We start from the raw sequence: 16,988 nt of genomic DNA on the forward strand, positions 1-16,988 counted from the left end.
CGGGAGGTGTCGCCTGCCGGCCGACGCGCCGCGGGCCCGGCGCGCGGAGCATCGACGGACATGGAAGACACCAGCCCCGCCCGCATCCGGGCCGCCGACGCCGATCGCGAACGCGTCGCCACCACCGTCCAGAACGCCGGTTCCGAAGGCCGGCTCACCCTCGACGAGGTCGAAGAGCGCCTCACCCGCGTCTACGCCGCGCGGTTCACCGACGAACTGACCGCGCTCACCACCGACCTGCCGCGGCCCGCGCCGCCGCGGCCCGGCTTCCCGCTCACCCGGGAGGCGCTGCGGTGCCATCCCGCGCTGCGCCTGCACCTCGCCGTGGCGGTCGCGGTCGCGGTGCTGGCGATCGTCCGCTGGGCGGTGCTGGGGCCCGGGTTCTTCTGGCCGGCCTTCCCGATGTTCTGGCTCGCGGTGAGCCTCTTGGTTCATGCTCGGGTGCGCTCGTTCCGGGAGCGTTCCGGTGCCGCTGTGCCATACTGATCGCATGCGGCACTACGCAGAGCGATTTTTTTACGGGACCCGGACTCCGGCTCCCGTGATCGCGTAGTGCCCGAACCGCCATCACGCCAGCCCCGGAGTCCACGGACCCGGGGCTGTCGCCGTCCCTGGGGCCGGGTCCGGGCTTCAAGGAAGAGGCCCCGATGAACGCACACGCGACGAACGCCGACGGCCAGCCCGCCGAGCACACCCCCGCGGGCGACGACATCGCGTCGCTCCGCGAGGAGATCGACTGGCTGGACAAGGAGATCCTGCGGTTGGTGAAACGCCGGGTCGAGGTGTCCAAGACGATCGGGGCCGCGCGGATGGCCGCCGGCGGCACGCGCATCGTCTACAACCGCGAGATGGACGTGCTCGCGCGCTACCGCGAACTCGGCCCGGACGGCCGGCAGCTGGCCATGGCGCTGCTGAACCTCGGACGCGGGCGGCTCGGCCGGTAACGGTTGCGGCGAATTCGGGGACTTCCCCGAGGCACCGGTGGCCCGGGTGCGGGCAGACTGTGGTCATGGACTGGCTCGTGAACCTCATCGCCGTCATCGTCACGCTCGTGAGTGTGCTGGCCGCGCTGGGCCATGTGGGGTATCTGGCGCTGCTCAACAACGCGGCCGGTAAGCGCGCCGGAGGCGCTCCGGTCGCGCAGTACGTCCGCAGCCGGTGGGCGGTGGCCGGCGGGACGACCGCGGCTTCGCTGTTCGCCTGGTTGCTCACGGCCGGTGGGCCGACGCTCGACGTCTTCGCGATCATCGTCGCGGCCGGTAGCGGCGTCGTGGCGACGAAGGCGCTGCAATCCACCCGGGACCGTTACCGCACGGGAGGCTGAAAGGCCTGATCAGGGCCCGATGGCCGACGGGAAACTTCGCAGCGTCACCATCGCCCGTTCGGTCGCGCCCGACCGAGTGAAACCTCTGCAACTTGCAGGTTTGGGGGCGACTTTCTCCGCCGGATGCTCCTAGGGTTGACGTCGTGAGGACCCTTGCGTCCGGGTCGGGCGAGGCCGGCAAGACGCGCGGGGGCAGCGGCCCCGTGCGTCCACAGTCGCGTGCGCGTGCATTTGCGCAGGATTCCGAACAGGATTCCGCGCGTGAGGGTGCTCCGATCGGGTCGTCCCGGGGCCGGATGGCGTCAGGACCGTTCCGCCGGGTGGTCGAGCTCACATGAGCCACGGCACGGAGTTCCACGGACGCGGCACCGCGCCCGCGCATCCCGGACGGCACCGGCGCGGCGGCGCGGAGAGCTGGACGCCGCCGTTGCCCCAGCACCGCCCCGTGCGCCACCACGCGGCCGGACAGGCACCGGCCGACCCGCCGATGACCGGATCGCCGCTGATGCGGAGTCACCCCACCGGACAGGCGCCGGCCGACCCGCCGATGCCCGGCTCCCACCCCTTCCGCGGCTACTCGACCGGGCAGGCGCCGGCGGATCTGCCCGTGTCCGATTCCCGCCTCCGGCGCGGCTATCCCACTGGGCAGGCGCCGGCCGATCGGCCGATGCCCGGCCCCTTCTCCCTGCGCGGCCACGACATCGGACCGACACCGGCCGACCTCCCGACACCCAGCTTCGGGCGCGGCTACCCCCCTGAACAGACGCCGGCCGACCTGCCGATGACCGGCCCCTTCCCGCTGCGCGGCCACGACATCGGACCGACGCCGGCCGACCTCCCGACACCCAGCTTCGGGCGCGGCTACCCCCCTGAACAGACGCCGGCCGACCTGCCGATGCCCGCCTCCCGCCCCCGGCGCCGCTACCCCACCGGCCAAGCACCAGCCGACCTGCCGATGACCGGATCGCTCCCACTCCCCCAGCCGTCACTGCCGTGGCTGCCGCAACCGTCGCAGCCGTCGCTGCCGCAGCCCCGTGACCGGCGGCCCGCGCCGCCGCTTTTCCCGGCCGCGCACGGCAGCCTGCCTCTCGACGCCTTCGAGGATGACGACATCGAGTCCAACCCCGCCGAAGCGCCGCACGAGGCGCCGGTCGCCGAGTCCCGTGCCGATCAGGCCGCCCGTCGCACCCGCGTCTCGCTGGCCGCTCCGGCGCCGCGCTGCGTGGACCTGGACGAAGACGACGTCCGCATCTACTCCGCGCCCCCGATCGACGGGCTGGGCGGCTTCACCATCGGGTCGGTGCCCGCGTCGGTGACGCCGCCGAAGACGTGGCGGAAGGCGGCCTGGTTCGCCACCGGCGCGTCCGGCGCCGTGGTCGTGGGGCTGCTGTGCGCCGGATCCTTCCTGGTCGGGAAGCCACCGATGGACCAGGCCGTGCAGGGCGCGTGGCCGGGCTACCAGGGCGCGCCGACGATCGCCGACCCCACCGGGGAGCACCGGCCGCCCACGGAGGGCGGTTCCGCGGCGGGACCGGAGACGGCGTCCCGGCCGGGGAGCACCGCCGGGAAGCCCCCCGCGGACGGTGGCGCCGGGCCGGTCGACGGCGTGCCTACCCCGCCGGCCGGCAGCACCGCCGCGCCGGAGCCGGCGACGACCGGCCCGGCCGCCGCGGCCGCCCCGAGCGGTCCGCCGCGGAAGCCGCCCGTCACGCCCGCCCAGCGCGAAACCCCGGTCAAGCCGCCGTGGTGGTACTCCTTCCCGCCGGACGCCCAGACCATGGGGGACAACTCGGAGAAGTTCTTCAACACCGTTACCACCGACCCCGCCGCGGCGTCGTCGGTGACCACCGGCGGGCTGCACGACCAGGGGTCACAGGCGCTCGCCCGGCGGTACGCCGGCATCGCCTACTTCGAAGTCAAAAAGGTCAGCATCGATCAGCAGCGCGGTGTCACGGTCAACACCGTCGAGGTCACCCACACCGACGGGACCAAGACGATCGAGGAGCGCACGCTGACCTTCGGCGACGGCGACAAGATCGCGGCTGACGGACAGTAGCCAACCTTGCACGTGCGGTTCGCCCGTTCTGATGCACGTGCGGTGCGCCGAGCGGTTATGCCTGGTCCGGGTGGGTGACATAAGCTGCCGCTCGTCGTGTGATGACGGCATTCCGGCGACAGACCCTGGCGGTGTTCGTCCACACGGGGTTACCTGACGACAGCGAATCCGGAACCCCGGCCACGAGTCGGCCGACCGGACCAACGGCAATCCGGCGAACGGCCGGGTCGCCGTCCCCGGAACACCAGAGCGAGGACTTTCGTGCTTGATCGGCAGCGCACCCGGCGTGAGGTACCCCACGCCGTCCGCGTCGAGGACGTCATCCCGGCCGAGATCCTGGACGGCGTCGCCGACGCCGAACGCGACCATCTCGAGCAGGTCTTCCGCGACCCGCAGAAGTTCCTGCCGGCGCGGACCGAGCCGGCCCGCGAGCCGGCGCTGGCCGAGCAATCCGGCGACCCGGAAAGCCGGTTCGCGCGCCGCGCGAAGCTGACCGGGCTCGTCGCCGCGGGCGCGCTCGTCGCCGGCGCGGTGATCGCCGCGCCGATGCTGACCAGTTCCCACCGCGCCGCGTCCCCCTCCGGCGGCCAGGCCACGCCGGCCGGCTTCACCGGTGCCGCGGAGCTCGGCGGCCTCGCCGTGCCGCAGCACCAGGCCGGCGGCAGCGCGCCGGAGCGGGCCGGGACGACGCCGGGCACGCACTCCGAGAACGCGCCGGCGGCCACCCACCCGGCGAACGGCAGCCCGCGAACCGAAGCGGTGCCGGCCGCCGCCACCCCGGTTCCGGACAAGGCTGCCGACGCCCGCAGCGCGAGCCGCAAGATCCAGGCCGTCAAGGACTTCTACGCCGCCATCGCCCGCAACTCGGCGGGCGCGCTGGCGCTGCTGAGCCCCGCACTGGCCGACGGCACGGCCGGCGAGCTGGTCCGCACCTGGAGCGCGATGGACGCCATCGACGTCCAGGAGGCCGACACGCAGATCAAGCCGGACGGCTCGATCCTCGCGGTCGCGACGCTGCACCGGCCGGACGGCGCACTGGTGCGCGTCACCCAGCTTTTCCGGGTGGCCGACGCGGGTGGGTTGATCACCGAAGCCGAGCTCGTCTCGGCCCAGTACATGTAGCGCACCGCGATCACCCGTTCACCCCTGGCTCAAGTGTCCGTGCCGGATTCGTGTGCGCAGAGTGAGCGCCTAGCCTTGTCACGAGCCGGTCTCGAAAAAGCCGGTTCAGAGCCCACGACATGTGCATACGCTCCAGCGAAGCGGCATGCTCGTGGCCGCGTCACCAGGTACCGATCCTCACGCCCTGGTGAAGTCGGAGCCCAAAGGGAGGTCGCGTGAGCGACGAGGGTCGTCTGGTCGCCGGTCGATATCGCATCGCCGGCCGGATCGGCACGGGCGCGATGGGAGCCGTCTGGCAGGCGCAGGACGAGGTCCTGGGCCGCACCGTGGCCATCAAACAGCTCCTGCTCCAGCCGCACCTGGACGAGCACGACGCCGAGGACGCCCGCCAGCGGACGATGCGCGAGGGCCGGATCGCGGCCCGGCTGCACCACCCGAACGCGATCTCCGTCTTCGACGTCGTCACCGACGACAGCGGCCAGCCGTGCCTGATCATGGAGTACCTGAACTCCACCAGCCTGGCCGCCGTGCTGCAGGAACGCCGCACGCTGCCGCCGACCGAGGTGGCGCGCATCGGCGCCCAGGTCGCCGCGGCGCTGCGCGAGGCGCACGCGGTCGGGATCGTGCACCGCGACATCAAGCCGGGCAACATCCTGCTCGGAGCCAACGGCGTCGTGAAGATCACCGACTTCGGCATCTCCCGCGCCAAGGACGACGTCACGGTCACCAAGACCGGGATGATCGCCGGCACCCCCGCCTACCTGGCCCCCGAGGTCGCCATCGGCGGCGAGCCCGGGCCGGAGTCCGACGTCTTCTCCCTCGGCTCGACGCTCTACGCGGCGTGCGAGGGCCAGCCGCCGTTCGGGCTGTCCGAGAACACGCTGAGCCTGCTGCACGCGGTCGCGGCCGGGCAGATCAACCCGCCGCGCCAGTCCGGGCCGCTGGCGAGCGTGCTGGCCGTGCTGCTGCACCCGGACGTCGAGCACCGGCCGACCGCCGAAGAGTGCGAGGAGCTGCTCGCGGCCGTCGCGCGCGGAGAGACCCCGCTCGGCGGCCCGGCGGACGAGACCATGCTGGCGCCGTCCGCCGGCGTCCTCGGCGCGGCCGCCGTCGCCGACCCGAACGCGACCCAGATGTTCGACGAGGTCCCCGCGGGCCACTCGGGCACGCTGCTCGGCGGCGGGCCCCCGACGCAGGCCGTGCCGTACTACGACGAGGACGACTACCCGGAGGGCACCGGCTACCCGGAGAACGACTACGACGGGTACGGCGACTACCGCGACGACGACCACGCCGCGGCCGGCGGCGTGCCGCCGGGGCTGGCCGCGACCCGCGCGGTGCCGGTACCGCCGCACGAGCAGGGCGGGTACGAGGACGACTATGACGATTACGACGACGAGCCCGCCCCGCCGCCACCGCCCCGGTCACGCCCGCAGACCGGCCCGGCCGACGAGGACGACGAGAAGCCCGGCTCGTGGAAGCGCCCGGCGATCATCGGCGGCATCGTGGTCGTGGGCCTGGTCGCGCTCGTCGTCTGGCTGCTGAGCCCGAACAACCCCTCGGCGCCGGCCGCGCCGGTGTCGAGCACCAAGCCGGCGCCCGTCGCGACGTCGGAGTCTTTCCCGTCGACGACGGAAGAGCCGATCAGCACGGCGGAAGTACCCCCTCCGGTGTCGGAGACGACCTCGTCGTCGAAGCGCGCGACGACGTCGCGGAACACCGAACCGGAGAGGACCACGACACCGAAGTCGACAACGCCGACGAAGCCGTCGACTTCCGAGTCGCCGACGACAAGCGCAGACCCCACCACAACGTCGAGCCCGCCGCCGGCCAACGGATGATCGAGGATCCGACTTGAGTTCTGAAGGAACCATCGTCGGCGGCCGGTTCCGGCTGGACCAGCCGATCGGCCGCGGCCGCGCAGGCATCGTGTGGCTGGCGTTCGACACGCGGCTGTTCCGCACCGTCGCGATGAAGCGGATGTACCTGCCGGTCGGGGCGGGTGAGCGCGCCGAGCAGGCGCGCGCGGCCGCCATGCAGGAGGGCAAGGACGCGGCGCGCATCGAGCACCCGTGCGCGATCAAGGTGTTCGACGTGCTGCCGGACGGCCAGGACGTCTGGCTGGTGATGGAGTACATCCCGTCCCGCAGCATGGCGACGTTCCTCGCCGAGCACGGCAGGCTCACCCCCGATCAGGCGGCGCAGCTGGGCATCCAGCTCGGGAACGCACTGGCGGCCATCCACGCGGCCGGGTTCGTGCACCGCACCCTCGAGCCGGGCACGGTGCTGCTGGCCGACGACGGCGGCGTGAAGCTCACCGACATCGGCATCAGCGGCGGCGGCCCGAGCCCGGCGTACGTGGCGCCCGAGGTCGCGCGCGGGCTCCCGGGCACGCCGGCGGCCGACGTCTTCTCCCTCGGCGCGACGCTCTACACCTCCGTGGAAGGCGTGCCACCGTTCGGGGACGACGGCCAGTCGTCCGAACGCCCGCCGCAGAACTCGGGCGTCCTCACCGAGGCGCTGCGCAAGATGCTGCGCGCGGACCCGACGACCCGGCCGACGATGGCGGACACCGTCCGCTCGCTGAAGGCGATCACCGAAGGCCGCGAGACGGCGTTCATCCCGCCGACCGCGCCCGGCATCCCGCCCCCGCCGCCACCGCCCTTCAACCCGGGGCTGGCGCCCGCGGGACCGCCGATGCCGCCGTCGGGACCGCAGTTCCAGCAGCAGATCCCGCCGTCGGGACCGCAGTTCCAGCAGCAGGTCCCGGTCGCCGCGCCCGGCTACTCCTCGGCGGAGGAGACGCAACGGATGCAGCCGGTACCGCAGCCGGCGCAGTACGCGCCGGCGCCCGCGCGGGGACCTCAGCCGCAGGCCGAGACGTGGAACCTGCCGGTGTCGAAGAAGACGCTGATCACCGTGGCCGCGATCCTCGTGGCGGTGCTGGTCGGCATCCTCGTGACGGAGCTGTTCTTCGTCTAAGCGACCTTCGCGGTCGCCGCGCGCATGGCTTCCAGCAGTGTGCGGACGGCCGGGTGGCCCCAGGCCCGGGACGCCACCGCGGCGTGGATGGCGCGGACCGGCTCCGGGTTGCGGATCTTGCGGACGACCACGCCGGGGTGCTGCGCGCCGAGCCCGAGTTCGGGGATCAGGCCGACGCCGATGCCGGCGGCGACGAACCCCTGCGCCGTCTGGTAGTCCTCGGATTCGACCACGACGTTCGGCGCGAAGCCGGCGGACGCGCAGGCGCCGAACAGGATGTCGCGGCACACGCCGGGCAGGCCGTCGACGCCGACCCAGGGCTCCTCGGCGAACTCCGTCAGGTCCAGCACGCGCTTGCGGGCCAGCGGGTGGGTCTTCGGCAGCACGGCGCGGTACGGGTCGTCGAGCAGGTGCACCAGCTCGACGCCCTTGGCGGGCGGGGTCTTGCGGGGGAAGACGGTGATCGCGACGTCCGCCTCGCCCGATTCGACGTCCAGGAGCGGGTCGTCGAGTTCGACCAGCTTGAGGTCGAGGCGCACGCCGGGGTGCTCCCGGCGGACCGCGGCGATGGCGGGCGGGACGAGCGACGCGCCGGCCGTCGCGAAGTAGCGGATCGAGACGCGGCCGATGCGGCCCTCCTTGAGCTCGGTCAACGCCGCTTCGGCCTTGGCGAGCTCGGCGCTGAGCGTCTCGGCGTGCTCGGACAGCAGCGACCCCGCCGGGGTCGGCCGGACGCCGCGCCCGACGCGTTCGAGCAGCTCGGTGCCGGCCTCGCGTTCCAGCGCGGACAGCTGCTGGCTGATCGCGGACGGCGTGTAGCCGAGGTTGCGGGCCGCGGCGGTGATCGACCCGCTGGTGATGACGGCACGGAGGACCTGCATGCGGCGAACGTCGAGCATGCTCCGATCGTACAGCTGAGCTTAAGTATCCCTGCAGTTATTTTGGCTTGTCCTTACGTCTGCCCCCGACGAAGCTGGCCCTGGTTGTCGAAGGAGGACTGGGGTGGGCGAGACGAAGACCCTGCTCAGAATCGCCGCGCTGGCGCTGATGTGGGGCTCGAGTTTCTTTTGGATCAAGCTGGGGCTGGGGATGTTCTCGCCGGTGCAGCTGGTGCTGGCGCGGCTGGTGCTCGGCGCCGCCATGCTGCTGGTGCTGTGCCGGCTGCACCGGGCCCGGCTCCCGCGTGACCGCCGGATGTGGGGACGCCTGGCGGTCGCGGCGTTCTTCCACAACGCGCTGCCGTTCCTGCTGTTCGCGATCGGCGAGACGACGGTCGATTCGGGGATCACCGGCGTGCTGAACTCGACGACGCCGCTGTGGGTGCTGCTGGCGGCCCCGCTGATGGGGACGTCGTCGCGGATGACCGGGGCGCGGCTGGCCGGGCTCATCGTCGGCCTCGGCGGGATCCTGCTGATCTTCGCGCCGTGGCAGGCGTCGGGGCTGGTGAGCTGGGGCGCGCTGGCGTGCCTCGCGGCGGCGGCGAGCTACGGCTTCGCGTTCGTCTACGAGGGCAAGTACCTGTCGGATCCGTCGCTGTCGCCGTACGCGACTTCGGCGGGCCAGATGCTGCTGGCCAGCGGGATGCTGGTGCTGGCGCTGCCCGCGGGCGGATTCGCGCCGGTGCACGTTTCCACGGGGCCGTTGCTCGCGGTCCTGGTACTGGGCATCGGGTCGACGGGCTTCGCCTTCGCGCTGAACTACCAGCTGCTGGCGAGCGAAGGCGCGGTCGCGGCGTCCGTGGTCGGCTACCTGCTGCCGGTGGTGTCGGTGCTGCTCGGCGCGGTGTTCCTGGGCGAGCAGCTGCACCTGCGGGTCATCGCGGGGATGGTCGTGGTGCTCGGCGGGGTGGCGTTGACGCGGCTCCCGAAGCGGGTGGCCGCGCCGGAGCCGGTCGTGGTGGAGGAGCGCGTCTAGACGAGGCGGCGGTCGGAGGCCCAGCGGGAGAGCTCGTAGCGGTTCGACAGCTGGGTCTTCCGCAGGACGCTCGACACGTGCGTCTCCACCGTCTTCACCGAGATGAACAGCTCCGACGCGATTTCCTTGTAGGCGTACCCGCGGGCCAGCAGCCGTAGGACGTCGCGCTCGCGCGGGGTCAGCAGGTCCAGCTCGGGGTCGCTGATCGGGGCCGAGCCGGGGCGGTCGGCGAATGCGTCCAGGACGAAGCCGGCCAGTCGCGGCGAGAACACCGCGTCGCCGTCCGCGACGCGGACCACCGCGCGGACCAGTTCCTTCGACGAGATCGTCTTCGTGACGTAGCCGCGCGCGCCGGCGCGGATGACCGCGATGACGTCCTCGGCGGCGTCGGAGACCGAGAGGGCCAGGAACACCACGTCCGGCAGCTCCGGGCGGACGCGGCGCAGCACCTCGGCGCCGCCGCCGTCGGGCATGTGGACGTCGAGCAGCACCACCTGCGGCTTCGTGCGGGCGATCCCGGCGACGGCCTCGGCGACCGAACCGGCCTCGCCGACGACGCGGACCTCGTCGGTGATCGAGTCGAGCTCGGTGCGCACCCCCGCGCGGAACAGCGCGTGGTCGTCGACGAGGAACACCTTGACCGGTTCACGCTGGCTTTCCGTCACGTCTTCGAGCATAGCCGCCTCACGCCGCTCCCTTGCCCGCTTTCACCGGCATGGCGAGCTGCACTTCGGTGCCCTCCCCCGGCGCGGTGCGGACCTTGCACGTGCCGCCGTGGCGGGTCATCCGGCCGCGGATCGAGTCGGCGAGCCCGTGGCGGTCGTCCGGGACGACGTCGGGGTCGAAGCCCTTGCCGCGGTCGCGGACGAACACCGTGACCGACGTCGGCTCGACCTCGGCGAAGACGCTGACCTCCTCGACGCCGGCGTGTTTGGCGGCGTTGACGATCGCCTCGCGGGCCGCCTGGACGAGCGCGACCAGCGCCTCGTCGAGTTCCGCGTCGCCGACGACGACCTGGCCGACCGAGATGGCGAAGGTGTCCTCCACCTCGCCGCACGCCGTCGCGAGCGCTTCGGACAACTGCCCGGTGGCTTCCTCGACCTTCTCGGCCGGCTTGCCGTACCCGTTGGGGCCGTAGAGCCAGCCGCGCAGCTCGCGCTCCTGGCTGCGGGCCAGCCGCGCGACCTCGCGCGGTGACTCGCTCTGCTTCTGGATCAGCGCGAGGGTCTGCAGCACGGAGTCGTGCAGGTGGGCGGCGATCTCGGCGCGTTCGTCGGTGCGGATGCGGGCCTTGCGCTCGTCGGAGAGGTCCCGGACCAGCCGCAGCCAGAACGGCACGGTCAGCACGGCGACGCCGATCAGGGTGGCGATGACGGCGATCAGCGCGAACTGGACCTGGTCGAGGCTGCCGCTGCGGAGCACGACAACGCCGATGCCGGTGATCACCAGCGCAACGCCGGCGACGATCCGGATGGCGGCCGACCAGCCGCCCCCGCCGAGGAACGCCCCGGCGAAGCCGTCCTTCGCGCCGACCTTCCAGCGGCGGCGCTGCGACTCGTCGGCCTCGCGCCAGACGACCGCGGCACCGAGCATGGCCACGGCCAGGGGCACCGCCACCCAGCCGCTGATGAACCCGGTGAGCGTCCCGCTGGCGACGGCGAGGCCGACACCCAGCGCGATCAGGCCGAACGCCTGCTGGCGTTCCTTCGGGGTCGGCGCGTCCGCGGCTTCTTCGGACTGCTGCTGGACGAACACCCAGAGGAGGCCGTAGGCGAGCAGCCCGGCGCCGTTGAGCGCGGCCAGCAGCGCGAAGGCCGTCCGCACCCAGACGACCGGCGCACCGAGGTGGTCGGCGAGACCGCCGGCCACACCGGCGATGGCCCGCCCGGACCGGCGCCGGTACATCTTCGGCGCGGACGGGTCCGTGGTGGCCGGGATCGCCTGCTCGGCGGTGACGTGGTCGAGGGACTCCTGCACGCCGTCCATGGTCACACGCACCGGTGTGCGGTTCCATCGGGGAAACCCCTGATCCGGTGGACGCCCCCGAGCCAGGGGAAACCTCAGGGACCATCCCGGATGTTCCGCCGCCGCGGGTGCCGCATGCTTCTCGGTATGAGTGGTGCGAGTGAGAAGGCGGGTGTCCTGAACGGCTTCGAGGAGACCGTCAAGGACTTCTGGGCCAGCCGGCCCCGGCGGCCGCACGCCGGGCGGAAGCTGGCCGGGGTGGCCGCGGCCATCGGTCACCGGTACGGGATCGATCCCGTCGTCGTGCGGATCGCCCTGGTGGTCACGACGATCTTCGGGGGCTTCGGCGTTCCCTTCTACCTGCTGGGGTGGCTGTTCCTGCCGGGTGAGAGCGACGAGGTCTCCGGCTTCGAAGGCCTCATCGGGCGCGGCCGGTCGTCGGTTTCGCCCGCGTTCGCCGTCGTGCTCATGGTCCTCACCGTCGTCAGCACCGGGGGCTCGATCACCGGCTCGTGGTTCGACGGCGGCGGGCTCATCAGCTGCGCCCTCATCGCCACCGCGCTCTACCTGCTGCACCGCAGCCGCGGCCACGAGAACCGCCCCGCGCCCGTTGCGGCGCGGACGTCGTACCCGGCCTTCACCGGAAACGGAGCCTTCACCATGACCGACACCGCCGAGGCGCCGTCGCCGGCACGGGGCTGGGACCCCCTCGCCGCCGACCCGGCCGGCTGGGACCTGCCCGACGCGCCGCCCGTGCACGAGCCGCGACCCACGCCGTCGCCGTCGTACCGGGCGCCGCAGCGGCGTCCCCGGTCGAAGGTCGGCTCGGCCACCTTCGCGCTCGCCGTGCTGACCGCCGGGGCCGGGGTGCTCGCCGCCCTCGACGGCGCCGGCTGGTTCACCGCGCAGCACATCATCGGCCTGGTGCTCGGCGTGGTCGGGATCGGCCTGGTCACCGGTGCGTTCACCGGCGGCGGGCGCGGCCTGATCGGGCTCGCGGTGCCGCTGGCGATCGCCGGGATGGTCCTGACGACAGCGCCGTTCGAGAACTTCGACGTGCGCGGCGGCGTCGGCGACTTCGGGGCGACGCCGGTGGCGGTGGCCGACGTGCTGCCGGTCTACCAGCACGCCGCGGGCGACCTCGACATCGACCTGACCAAGGTGGCGGCCGGCGCGCCCTACGCGACGACCGTGTCCAATGGCGCGGGCGACACCACGGTCATCGTGCCGGAGACCGCGGACGTCACCTTCGACTGCCACACCGGCGCCGGCGAGGCGTCGTGCTTCGGCCGCTCGAGCGACGGCGTCAGCCAGGAAGCGCTGACCGGAACGGACAACGGCCGCGACGGCGTCGGCGGCCAGCAGATCACCCTGCACGTCTCGAACAGTGTGGGCAACGTGGAGGTGCGACGTGGCTGACCAGAACCCTTACGCCTACGACAACCCGGCCGACGCCCAGCCCGCCCAGCGCGGCGGCTTGGACATCTTCACCCTGATCGTCGGCGTCGCGACGCTGCTGGTGTCGGCGTACGTCCTCTCGGACGGCGCGAGCTGGCTGCCCTCGTTCGACTTCCGCTGGGTGATCGCCGGCGGTGCGGTGTTCGTGGGGCTGCTGCTCCTCGCCGCGTCGTTCGGCAGCAAGCGGCGACGCTGACCCACCGGAACTCTCGAGGCCCCGGATCCCACGCCGGGGCCTCGAGTCCGTTCACCGGGAGGTCACTCCCACTCGATGGTGCCCGGCGGCTTGGACGTCACGTCCAGCACCACCCGGTTGACCTCCGCGACCTCGTTGGTGATGCGGGTCGAGATCCGCTCCAGGACTTCGTAGGGCAGCCGCGTCCAGTCCGCGGTCATCGCGTCTTCGGACGACACCGGGCGCAGCACCACCGGGTGGCCGTAGGTCCGGCCGTCGCCCTGGACGCCGACGCTGCGGACGTCGGCGAGCAGCACCACCGGGCACTGCCAGATGCTGCGGTCCAGCCCGGCCGCCGTCAGCTCCTCGCGCGCGATCAGGTCGGCCGCACGCAGGGTGTCGAGGCGGTGTTGATCGACCGCGCCGATGATGCGGATGCCCAGGCCGGGCCCGGGGAACGGCTGGCGCTGCACGATCGTCTCGGGCAGGCCCAGCTCGGTGCCGACCTTGCGGACCTCGTCCTTGAACAGCAGCCGCAGCGGCTCGACCAGCTCGAACTGCAGGTCGTCCGGCAGGCCGCCGACGTTGTGGTGGCTCTTGATGTTGGCCGTGCCCTCGCCGCCGCCGGACTCGACGACGTCCGGGTACAGCGTGCCCTGGACGAGGAACCGGTAGTCGCCCGCGGCCTTGAGGTCGCGCTCGGCCTGCTCGAACACGCGGATGAACTCGCGGCCGATGATCTTGCGCTTCTGCTCCGGGTCGGTGACGCCGGCCAGCGCGTCGAGGAAGCGTTCCCGTGCGTCGATCGTGACGAGGTTGACCCCGGTGGCGGAGACGAAGTCCTGCTCGACCTGGGTGCGCTCGCCCGCGCGCAGCAGGCCGTGGTCGACGAACACGCAGGTCAGCCGGTCGCCGATGGCGCGCTGGACCAGCGCGGCGGCGACGGCGGAGTCGACGCCGCCGGACAGGCCGCAGATCGCGCGGCCGTCGCCGATCTGCTCGCTGATCCGCTTGACCTGGTCTTCGACGATCGACGACGTCGTCCACTGCGGCTCGATACCGGCGATGTCGCGCAGGAACCGGCGCAGCACCTCCTGGCCGTGCGGCGAGTGCGCGACCTCCGGGTGGTACTGGACGCCGGCGAAGCGGCGCTCGACGTCTTCGAAGCCGGCGACCTCGGCGCCGTCGGAGGACGCGGTGACGACCGAGCCCTCCGGGGCCTTGGTGACGCTGTCGTTGTGGCTCATCCAGGCGGGCTGGTGCGCGGGCAGACCGGCGTGCAGGACACCGCCGTCGCCGGTGACGCGGACCTCGGTGCGGCCGAACTCGCGGACCCCGGTCGGCTCGACGACCCCGCCGAGCGCGCTGGCCAGCAGCTGGTGGCCGTAGCAGATGCCGAACATCGGCACGCCGGCTTCGGTGAGCTTCGGGTCCATGCCCGGCGCGCCTTCGGCGTACACGCTCGAAGGGCCGCCGGAGAGGATGATCGCCGCGGGGTTCTTCGCGAGGATCTCTTCGGTCGACGCGCTGTGCGGGACGACCTCCGAGTAGATCTGCGCCTCGCGGACGCGCCGGGCGATCAGCTGCGCGTACTGCGCCCCGAAGTCCACGACGAGAACCGGACCGGTGGGACTGGGCACCTGGCGCCTCCAGAAGAGAAGTGGGTTCTCCCCCATCGTCCCAGGTGGGCTGGGCCACCCGGGATTCAGGGCCGCCCCTGTCCTCGATCGGACCTACGGTGCGCGGTATGGCTGTGAACTGGACGAAGGAACTGACCGACCAGCTCGACTTCCACTGGAAGGTCCTGGTGCGCCCGAAGCTCGAGGGCCTCACCGACGAGGAATACCGGTGGGAGCCGGTCCCGGGTTGCTGGACCGTGCGGCCGCGCAAGTCGGACGACGAACCCGGCACCGGCCCGTTCACCATCGACTTCGCCTTCCCCGAACCGACCCCGCCGCCGGTCACGACGATCGCGTGGCGGCTCGGCCACGTCCTGGTCGGCGTGCTCGGCGCGCGGATCGGGTCGCACTTCGGCGGCGCGCCGATCGGCTACGACACGTTTCCCTATCCCGGGACGGCCGCGGAGGCGCTCTCGGAACTCGACGACCTCTACGCGCAGTGGGTCGCCGGGGTGCAGTCACTCGACGAAGAGGCCATGGCACGGCCGTGCGGGCCGGCGGAGGGCCCGTACGCGGAGTACCCGATGGCCACGCTGGTGCTGCACATCCACCGCGAGATGATCCACCACTGCGCGGAGGTGCTACTGCTGCGCGACCTTTACCGGAGCCGGTAGCAGCAGGAAGCCCAGGGCCAGGCCGAGCAGGCAGGGCAGGCCGTGGTTGTCGTGCACCAGCGTGTCCACCACGGCCAGCAGCGGCACCGCGAACGCCACGACGCGGAACTGGACCGGCAGCACCACGCCGTAGCGGCCCGAAGCGACCATGACCACCGCCGCCAGAGCGCCGATCAGGCCGGTGACGCACATCGAGTTGCCCGCCCCGACCGGATTGAGCCAGACGTAGCTCATGACCTGGCCGAACAGGCCGCAGCCGAAGTAGAGGACGAGCCACCGCGCGCGGCCGAACACGCGCTCGGCGAGCGTGCCGAAGACCGCCAGCCAGAGCAGGTTCGACGTCAGGCCGAAGGCCCAGCCGTCCTGGAAGAACATGCCGGTCACCAGGCGGTACCACTCGCCGGCGTCGATGCGGGCCGCGTCGCGGTGCATCGCGTCGTACAGCGGCGGGTGCACCAGCTGCGCGATGCCGCAGGCCAAGGTCACCGCGAAGACCACGGCGGTCAGGTACGGGCGGCGGGCCACCGGGGCGAGCGCCCCGAACGGGCTGCGGGATGCGGTGCGCGAGGTCATGGACGAAAATCTAGGCGCGTCAACGTGGCCGCACCCCTTCCGTTTGTCACTTTCCACCCAGGGAAAGGCACCTGCATGCGAGCAACAGTCATCTACGGCGCCGGTGACGTGCGGGTGGAAACGGTCCCCGACCCCAAGCTGGCCGAGCCGACCGACGTCATCCTGCGGGTCGTGCGGTCCTGCATCTGCGGCAGCGACCTCTGGCCGTACGCCGACATGGCGCCGAGCGAGCACGGCCGCCGGATCGGGCACGAGTTCCTCGGGATCGTCGAGGAGGCCGGTGCGGACGTCAGAAGCATCAAGAAGGGCGACCTCGTCATCGCGCCCTTCGTCTACTCCGACAACACCTGCCAGTTCTGCCGGGAAGGGCTCCAGACGTCCTGCCTGCACGGCGGCTTCTGGGGCGCGAAGGGCGTCGACGGCGGCCAGGGCGAAGCGGTCCGCGTGCCGCAGGCCGACGGCACCCTCGTCAAGGTGCCGCACACCGAGGACGACGCGCTGCTCGCGTCGCTGCTCACGCTGTCGGACGTCTTCCCGACCGGTCACCACGCCGCGACGAAGGCGCGGGTGACCCGCGGCCAGAACGTCACGGTGATCGGCGACGGCGCTGTCGGTCTCTCGGCCGTCCTCGCCGCGAAGCGGCTGGGCGCCGAACGAATCGTCCTCATGGGACGCCACCGGGCGCGGACCGACCTCGGGCGCGAGTTCGGCGCGACCGACGTCGTCGCCGAGCGCGGCGAGGAGGGCATCGCGAAGGTCCGCGAGCTGACCGGCGGCGAGGGCACCCACGCCGTCCTCGAATGCGTCGGCACGAAGCCCGCCTTCGAGATGGCCATCGGCGTCGTGCGCCCGGGCGGCGCGGTCAGCCGGGTCGGCGTCCCGCAGTACGAGGAGGGGCCCATCGGCCCGACGCTGTTCCGGCGCAACATCACCGTCACCGGCGGGGTCGCCCCGGCCCGGCACTACATCCCCGAGCTGCTGCCGGACGTCCTCGACGGCCGGTACCAGCCCGGCAAGGTCTTCGACCGCACGATCGGCGTCGAAGAGGTCCCCGGCGGCTACCGCGCGATGGCGGACCGCGAAGCGCTGAAGGTGCTCATCAAGCCGTGACCCGTCCGGGTGGGGT

17 protein-coding genes are annotated in these 16,988 nt (G+C 72.5%); 12 read left to right on the top strand and 5 right to left on the bottom strand.

Translation table 11 applies throughout. From position 1 onward, the window contains the following. Positions 1-60 precede the first annotated feature (60 nt). The 7 genes from AB0M80_RS02010 (at position 61) to AB0M80_RS02040 (ending at position 7,484) form a co-directional block, all read left to right on the top strand. Positions 61-486: a DUF1707 domain-containing protein gene (locus AB0M80_RS02010; protein ID WP_364557555.1), complete on the top strand. Its 426-nt coding sequence runs from the start codon at positions 61-63 to the stop codon at positions 484-486. 161 nt (positions 487-647) lie between these two features. Then, on the top strand, positions 648-944 hold the full coding sequence (locus AB0M80_RS02015) for a chorismate mutase (RefSeq protein WP_013222709.1): 297 nt from the start codon (positions 648-650) through the stop codon (positions 942-944). A 65-nt stretch (positions 945-1,009) separates the two neighbouring features. Then, the gene (locus tag AB0M80_RS02020; protein WP_364557558.1) at positions 1,010-1,324 is read left to right on the top strand and encodes a hypothetical protein; all 315 of its coding nucleotides are present in this window, start codon (positions 1,010-1,012) and stop codon (positions 1,322-1,324) included. A gap of 334 nt (positions 1,325-1,658) precedes the next feature. Beyond that, complete coding sequence (locus tag AB0M80_RS02025) at positions 1,659-3,380, top strand: hypothetical protein (RefSeq protein ID WP_364557561.1); 1,722 nt, start codon at positions 1,659-1,661, stop codon at positions 3,378-3,380. A gap of 261 nt (positions 3,381-3,641) precedes the next feature. After that, entirely contained in the window at positions 3,642-4,502 is an 861-nt protein-coding gene (locus AB0M80_RS02030; protein WP_364557564.1) for a hypothetical protein, read from the top strand. A gap of 215 nt (positions 4,503-4,717) precedes the next feature. Continuing rightward, positions 4,718-6,343: a protein kinase gene (locus AB0M80_RS02035; RefSeq protein WP_364557567.1), complete on the top strand. Its 1,626-nt coding sequence runs from the start codon at positions 4,718-4,720 to the stop codon at positions 6,341-6,343. Positions 6,344-6,356: 13 nt separating this feature from the next. Continuing rightward, positions 6,357-7,484 carry a protein kinase gene (locus AB0M80_RS02040; protein ID WP_364557570.1) on the top strand — a complete coding sequence of 376 codons (1,128 nt, stop codon included), beginning with the start codon at positions 6,357-6,359 and terminating at the stop codon, positions 7,482-7,484. Here the strand turns inward: AB0M80_RS02040 and AB0M80_RS02045 are convergent. After that, positions 7,481-8,383, bottom strand: coding sequence for a LysR family transcriptional regulator (locus AB0M80_RS02045; protein WP_364557573.1), 903 nt, complete (start codon positions 8,381-8,383; stop codon positions 7,481-7,483). The two genes, AB0M80_RS02040 and AB0M80_RS02045, sit on opposite strands and share 4 nt — an antisense overlap. Before the next feature lie 103 nt (positions 8,384-8,486). Between AB0M80_RS02045 and AB0M80_RS02050 the strand changes: the two genes are divergently transcribed. Then, the gene (locus AB0M80_RS02050; RefSeq protein WP_364557576.1) at positions 8,487-9,398 is read left to right on the top strand and encodes a DMT family transporter; all 912 of its coding nucleotides are present in this window, start codon (positions 8,487-8,489) and stop codon (positions 9,396-9,398) included. On the opposite strand, the gene AB0M80_RS02055 is transcribed toward AB0M80_RS02050, so the two are convergent. Then, positions 9,395-10,075 (bottom strand): response regulator transcription factor, encoded by a 681-nt coding sequence (locus AB0M80_RS02055; protein ID WP_364557579.1) that lies wholly within the window; start codon positions 10,073-10,075, stop codon positions 9,395-9,397. The genes AB0M80_RS02050 and AB0M80_RS02055 overlap by 4 nt on opposite strands. Positions 10,076-10,082: 7 nt before the next feature. Then, positions 10,083-11,390 (bottom strand): PspC domain-containing protein, encoded by a 1,308-nt coding sequence (locus AB0M80_RS02060; RefSeq protein WP_364558548.1) that lies wholly within the window; start codon positions 11,388-11,390, stop codon positions 10,083-10,085. 120 nt (positions 11,391-11,510) lie between these two features. Here AB0M80_RS02060 and AB0M80_RS02065 point away from each other — a divergent pair, with 120 nt between their 5' ends. Both AB0M80_RS02065 and AB0M80_RS02070 read left to right on the top strand, forming a co-directional pair. Then, on the top strand, positions 11,511-12,782 hold the full coding sequence (locus tag AB0M80_RS02065; RefSeq protein WP_364557582.1) for a PspC domain-containing protein: 1,272 nt from the start codon (positions 11,511-11,513) through the stop codon (positions 12,780-12,782). Continuing rightward, a complete protein-coding gene (locus tag AB0M80_RS02070) occupies positions 12,775-13,017 on the top strand; it encodes a hypothetical protein (RefSeq protein ID WP_364557585.1) in 243 nt (80 codons plus the stop codon). The genes AB0M80_RS02065 and AB0M80_RS02070 overlap by 8 nt, the downstream gene beginning before the upstream one ends. 62 nt (positions 13,018-13,079) lie before the next feature. Here AB0M80_RS02070 and guaA read toward each other — a convergent pair whose 3' ends face one another. Beyond that, the gene (gene guaA, locus AB0M80_RS02075) at positions 13,080-14,636 is read right to left on the bottom strand and encodes a glutamine-hydrolyzing GMP synthase (RefSeq protein WP_364557588.1); all 1,557 of its coding nucleotides are present in this window, start codon (positions 14,634-14,636) and stop codon (positions 13,080-13,082) included. Positions 14,637-14,743: 107 nt separating this feature from the next. Between guaA and AB0M80_RS02080 the strand changes: the two genes are divergently transcribed. Further along, on the top strand, positions 14,744-15,289 hold the full coding sequence (locus AB0M80_RS02080; RefSeq protein ID WP_364557591.1) for a DinB family protein: 546 nt from the start codon (positions 14,744-14,746) through the stop codon (positions 15,287-15,289). Here AB0M80_RS02080 and AB0M80_RS02085 read toward each other — a convergent pair. After that, the gene (locus tag AB0M80_RS02085) at positions 15,257-15,862 is read right to left on the bottom strand and encodes a rhomboid family intramembrane serine protease (RefSeq protein ID WP_364557593.1); all 606 of its coding nucleotides are present in this window, start codon (positions 15,860-15,862) and stop codon (positions 15,257-15,259) included. The genes AB0M80_RS02080 and AB0M80_RS02085 overlap by 33 nt on opposite strands. A gap of 75 nt (positions 15,863-15,937) precedes the next feature. Here AB0M80_RS02085 and AB0M80_RS02090 point away from each other — a divergent pair, with 75 nt between their 5' ends. Further along, positions 15,938-16,972 (top strand): alcohol dehydrogenase catalytic domain-containing protein, encoded by a 1,035-nt coding sequence (locus AB0M80_RS02090; RefSeq protein ID WP_364557596.1) that lies wholly within the window; start codon positions 15,938-15,940, stop codon positions 16,970-16,972. The last annotated feature ends 16 nt before the right edge of the window (positions 16,973-16,988 follow it).

Origin of the sequence: Amycolatopsis sp. NPDC051045 (assembly GCF_040682955.1) — a bacterium.
In the GTDB taxonomy this organism is placed as follows: Bacteria; Actinomycetota; Actinomycetes; order Mycobacteriales; family Pseudonocardiaceae; genus Amycolatopsis.

Bases quoted from the DNA above. Each gene is read 5' to 3' on its own strand.
- AB0M80_RS02010 (WP_364557555.1), top strand. From the start codon at position 61: ATGGAAGACACCAGCCCCGCCCGCATCCGGGCCGCCGACGCCGATCGC.
- AB0M80_RS02015 (WP_013222709.1), top strand. From the start codon at position 648: ATGAACGCACACGCGACGAACGCCGACGGCCAGCCCGCCGAGCACACC.
- AB0M80_RS02020 (WP_364557558.1), top strand. From the start codon at position 1,010: ATGGACTGGCTCGTGAACCTCATCGCCGTCATCGTCACGCTCGTGAGT.
- AB0M80_RS02025 (WP_364557561.1), top strand. From the start codon at position 1,659: ATGAGCCACGGCACGGAGTTCCACGGACGCGGCACCGCGCCCGCGCAT.
- AB0M80_RS02045 (WP_364557573.1), bottom strand. From the start codon at position 8,383: ATGCTCGACGTTCGCCGCATGCAGGTCCTCCGTGCCGTCATCACCAGC.
- AB0M80_RS02055 (WP_364557579.1), bottom strand. From the start codon at position 10,075: ATGCTCGAAGACGTGACGGAAAGCCAGCGTGAACCGGTCAAGGTGTTC.
- AB0M80_RS02065 (WP_364557582.1), top strand. From the start codon at position 11,511: ATGAGTGGTGCGAGTGAGAAGGCGGGTGTCCTGAACGGCTTCGAGGAG.
- AB0M80_RS02080 (WP_364557591.1), top strand. From the start codon at position 14,744: ATGGCTGTGAACTGGACGAAGGAACTGACCGACCAGCTCGACTTCCAC.
- AB0M80_RS02085 (WP_364557593.1), bottom strand. From the start codon at position 15,862: ATGACCTCGCGCACCGCATCCCGCAGCCCGTTCGGGGCGCTCGCCCCG.
- AB0M80_RS02090 (WP_364557596.1), top strand. From the start codon at position 15,938: ATGCGAGCAACAGTCATCTACGGCGCCGGTGACGTGCGGGTGGAAACG.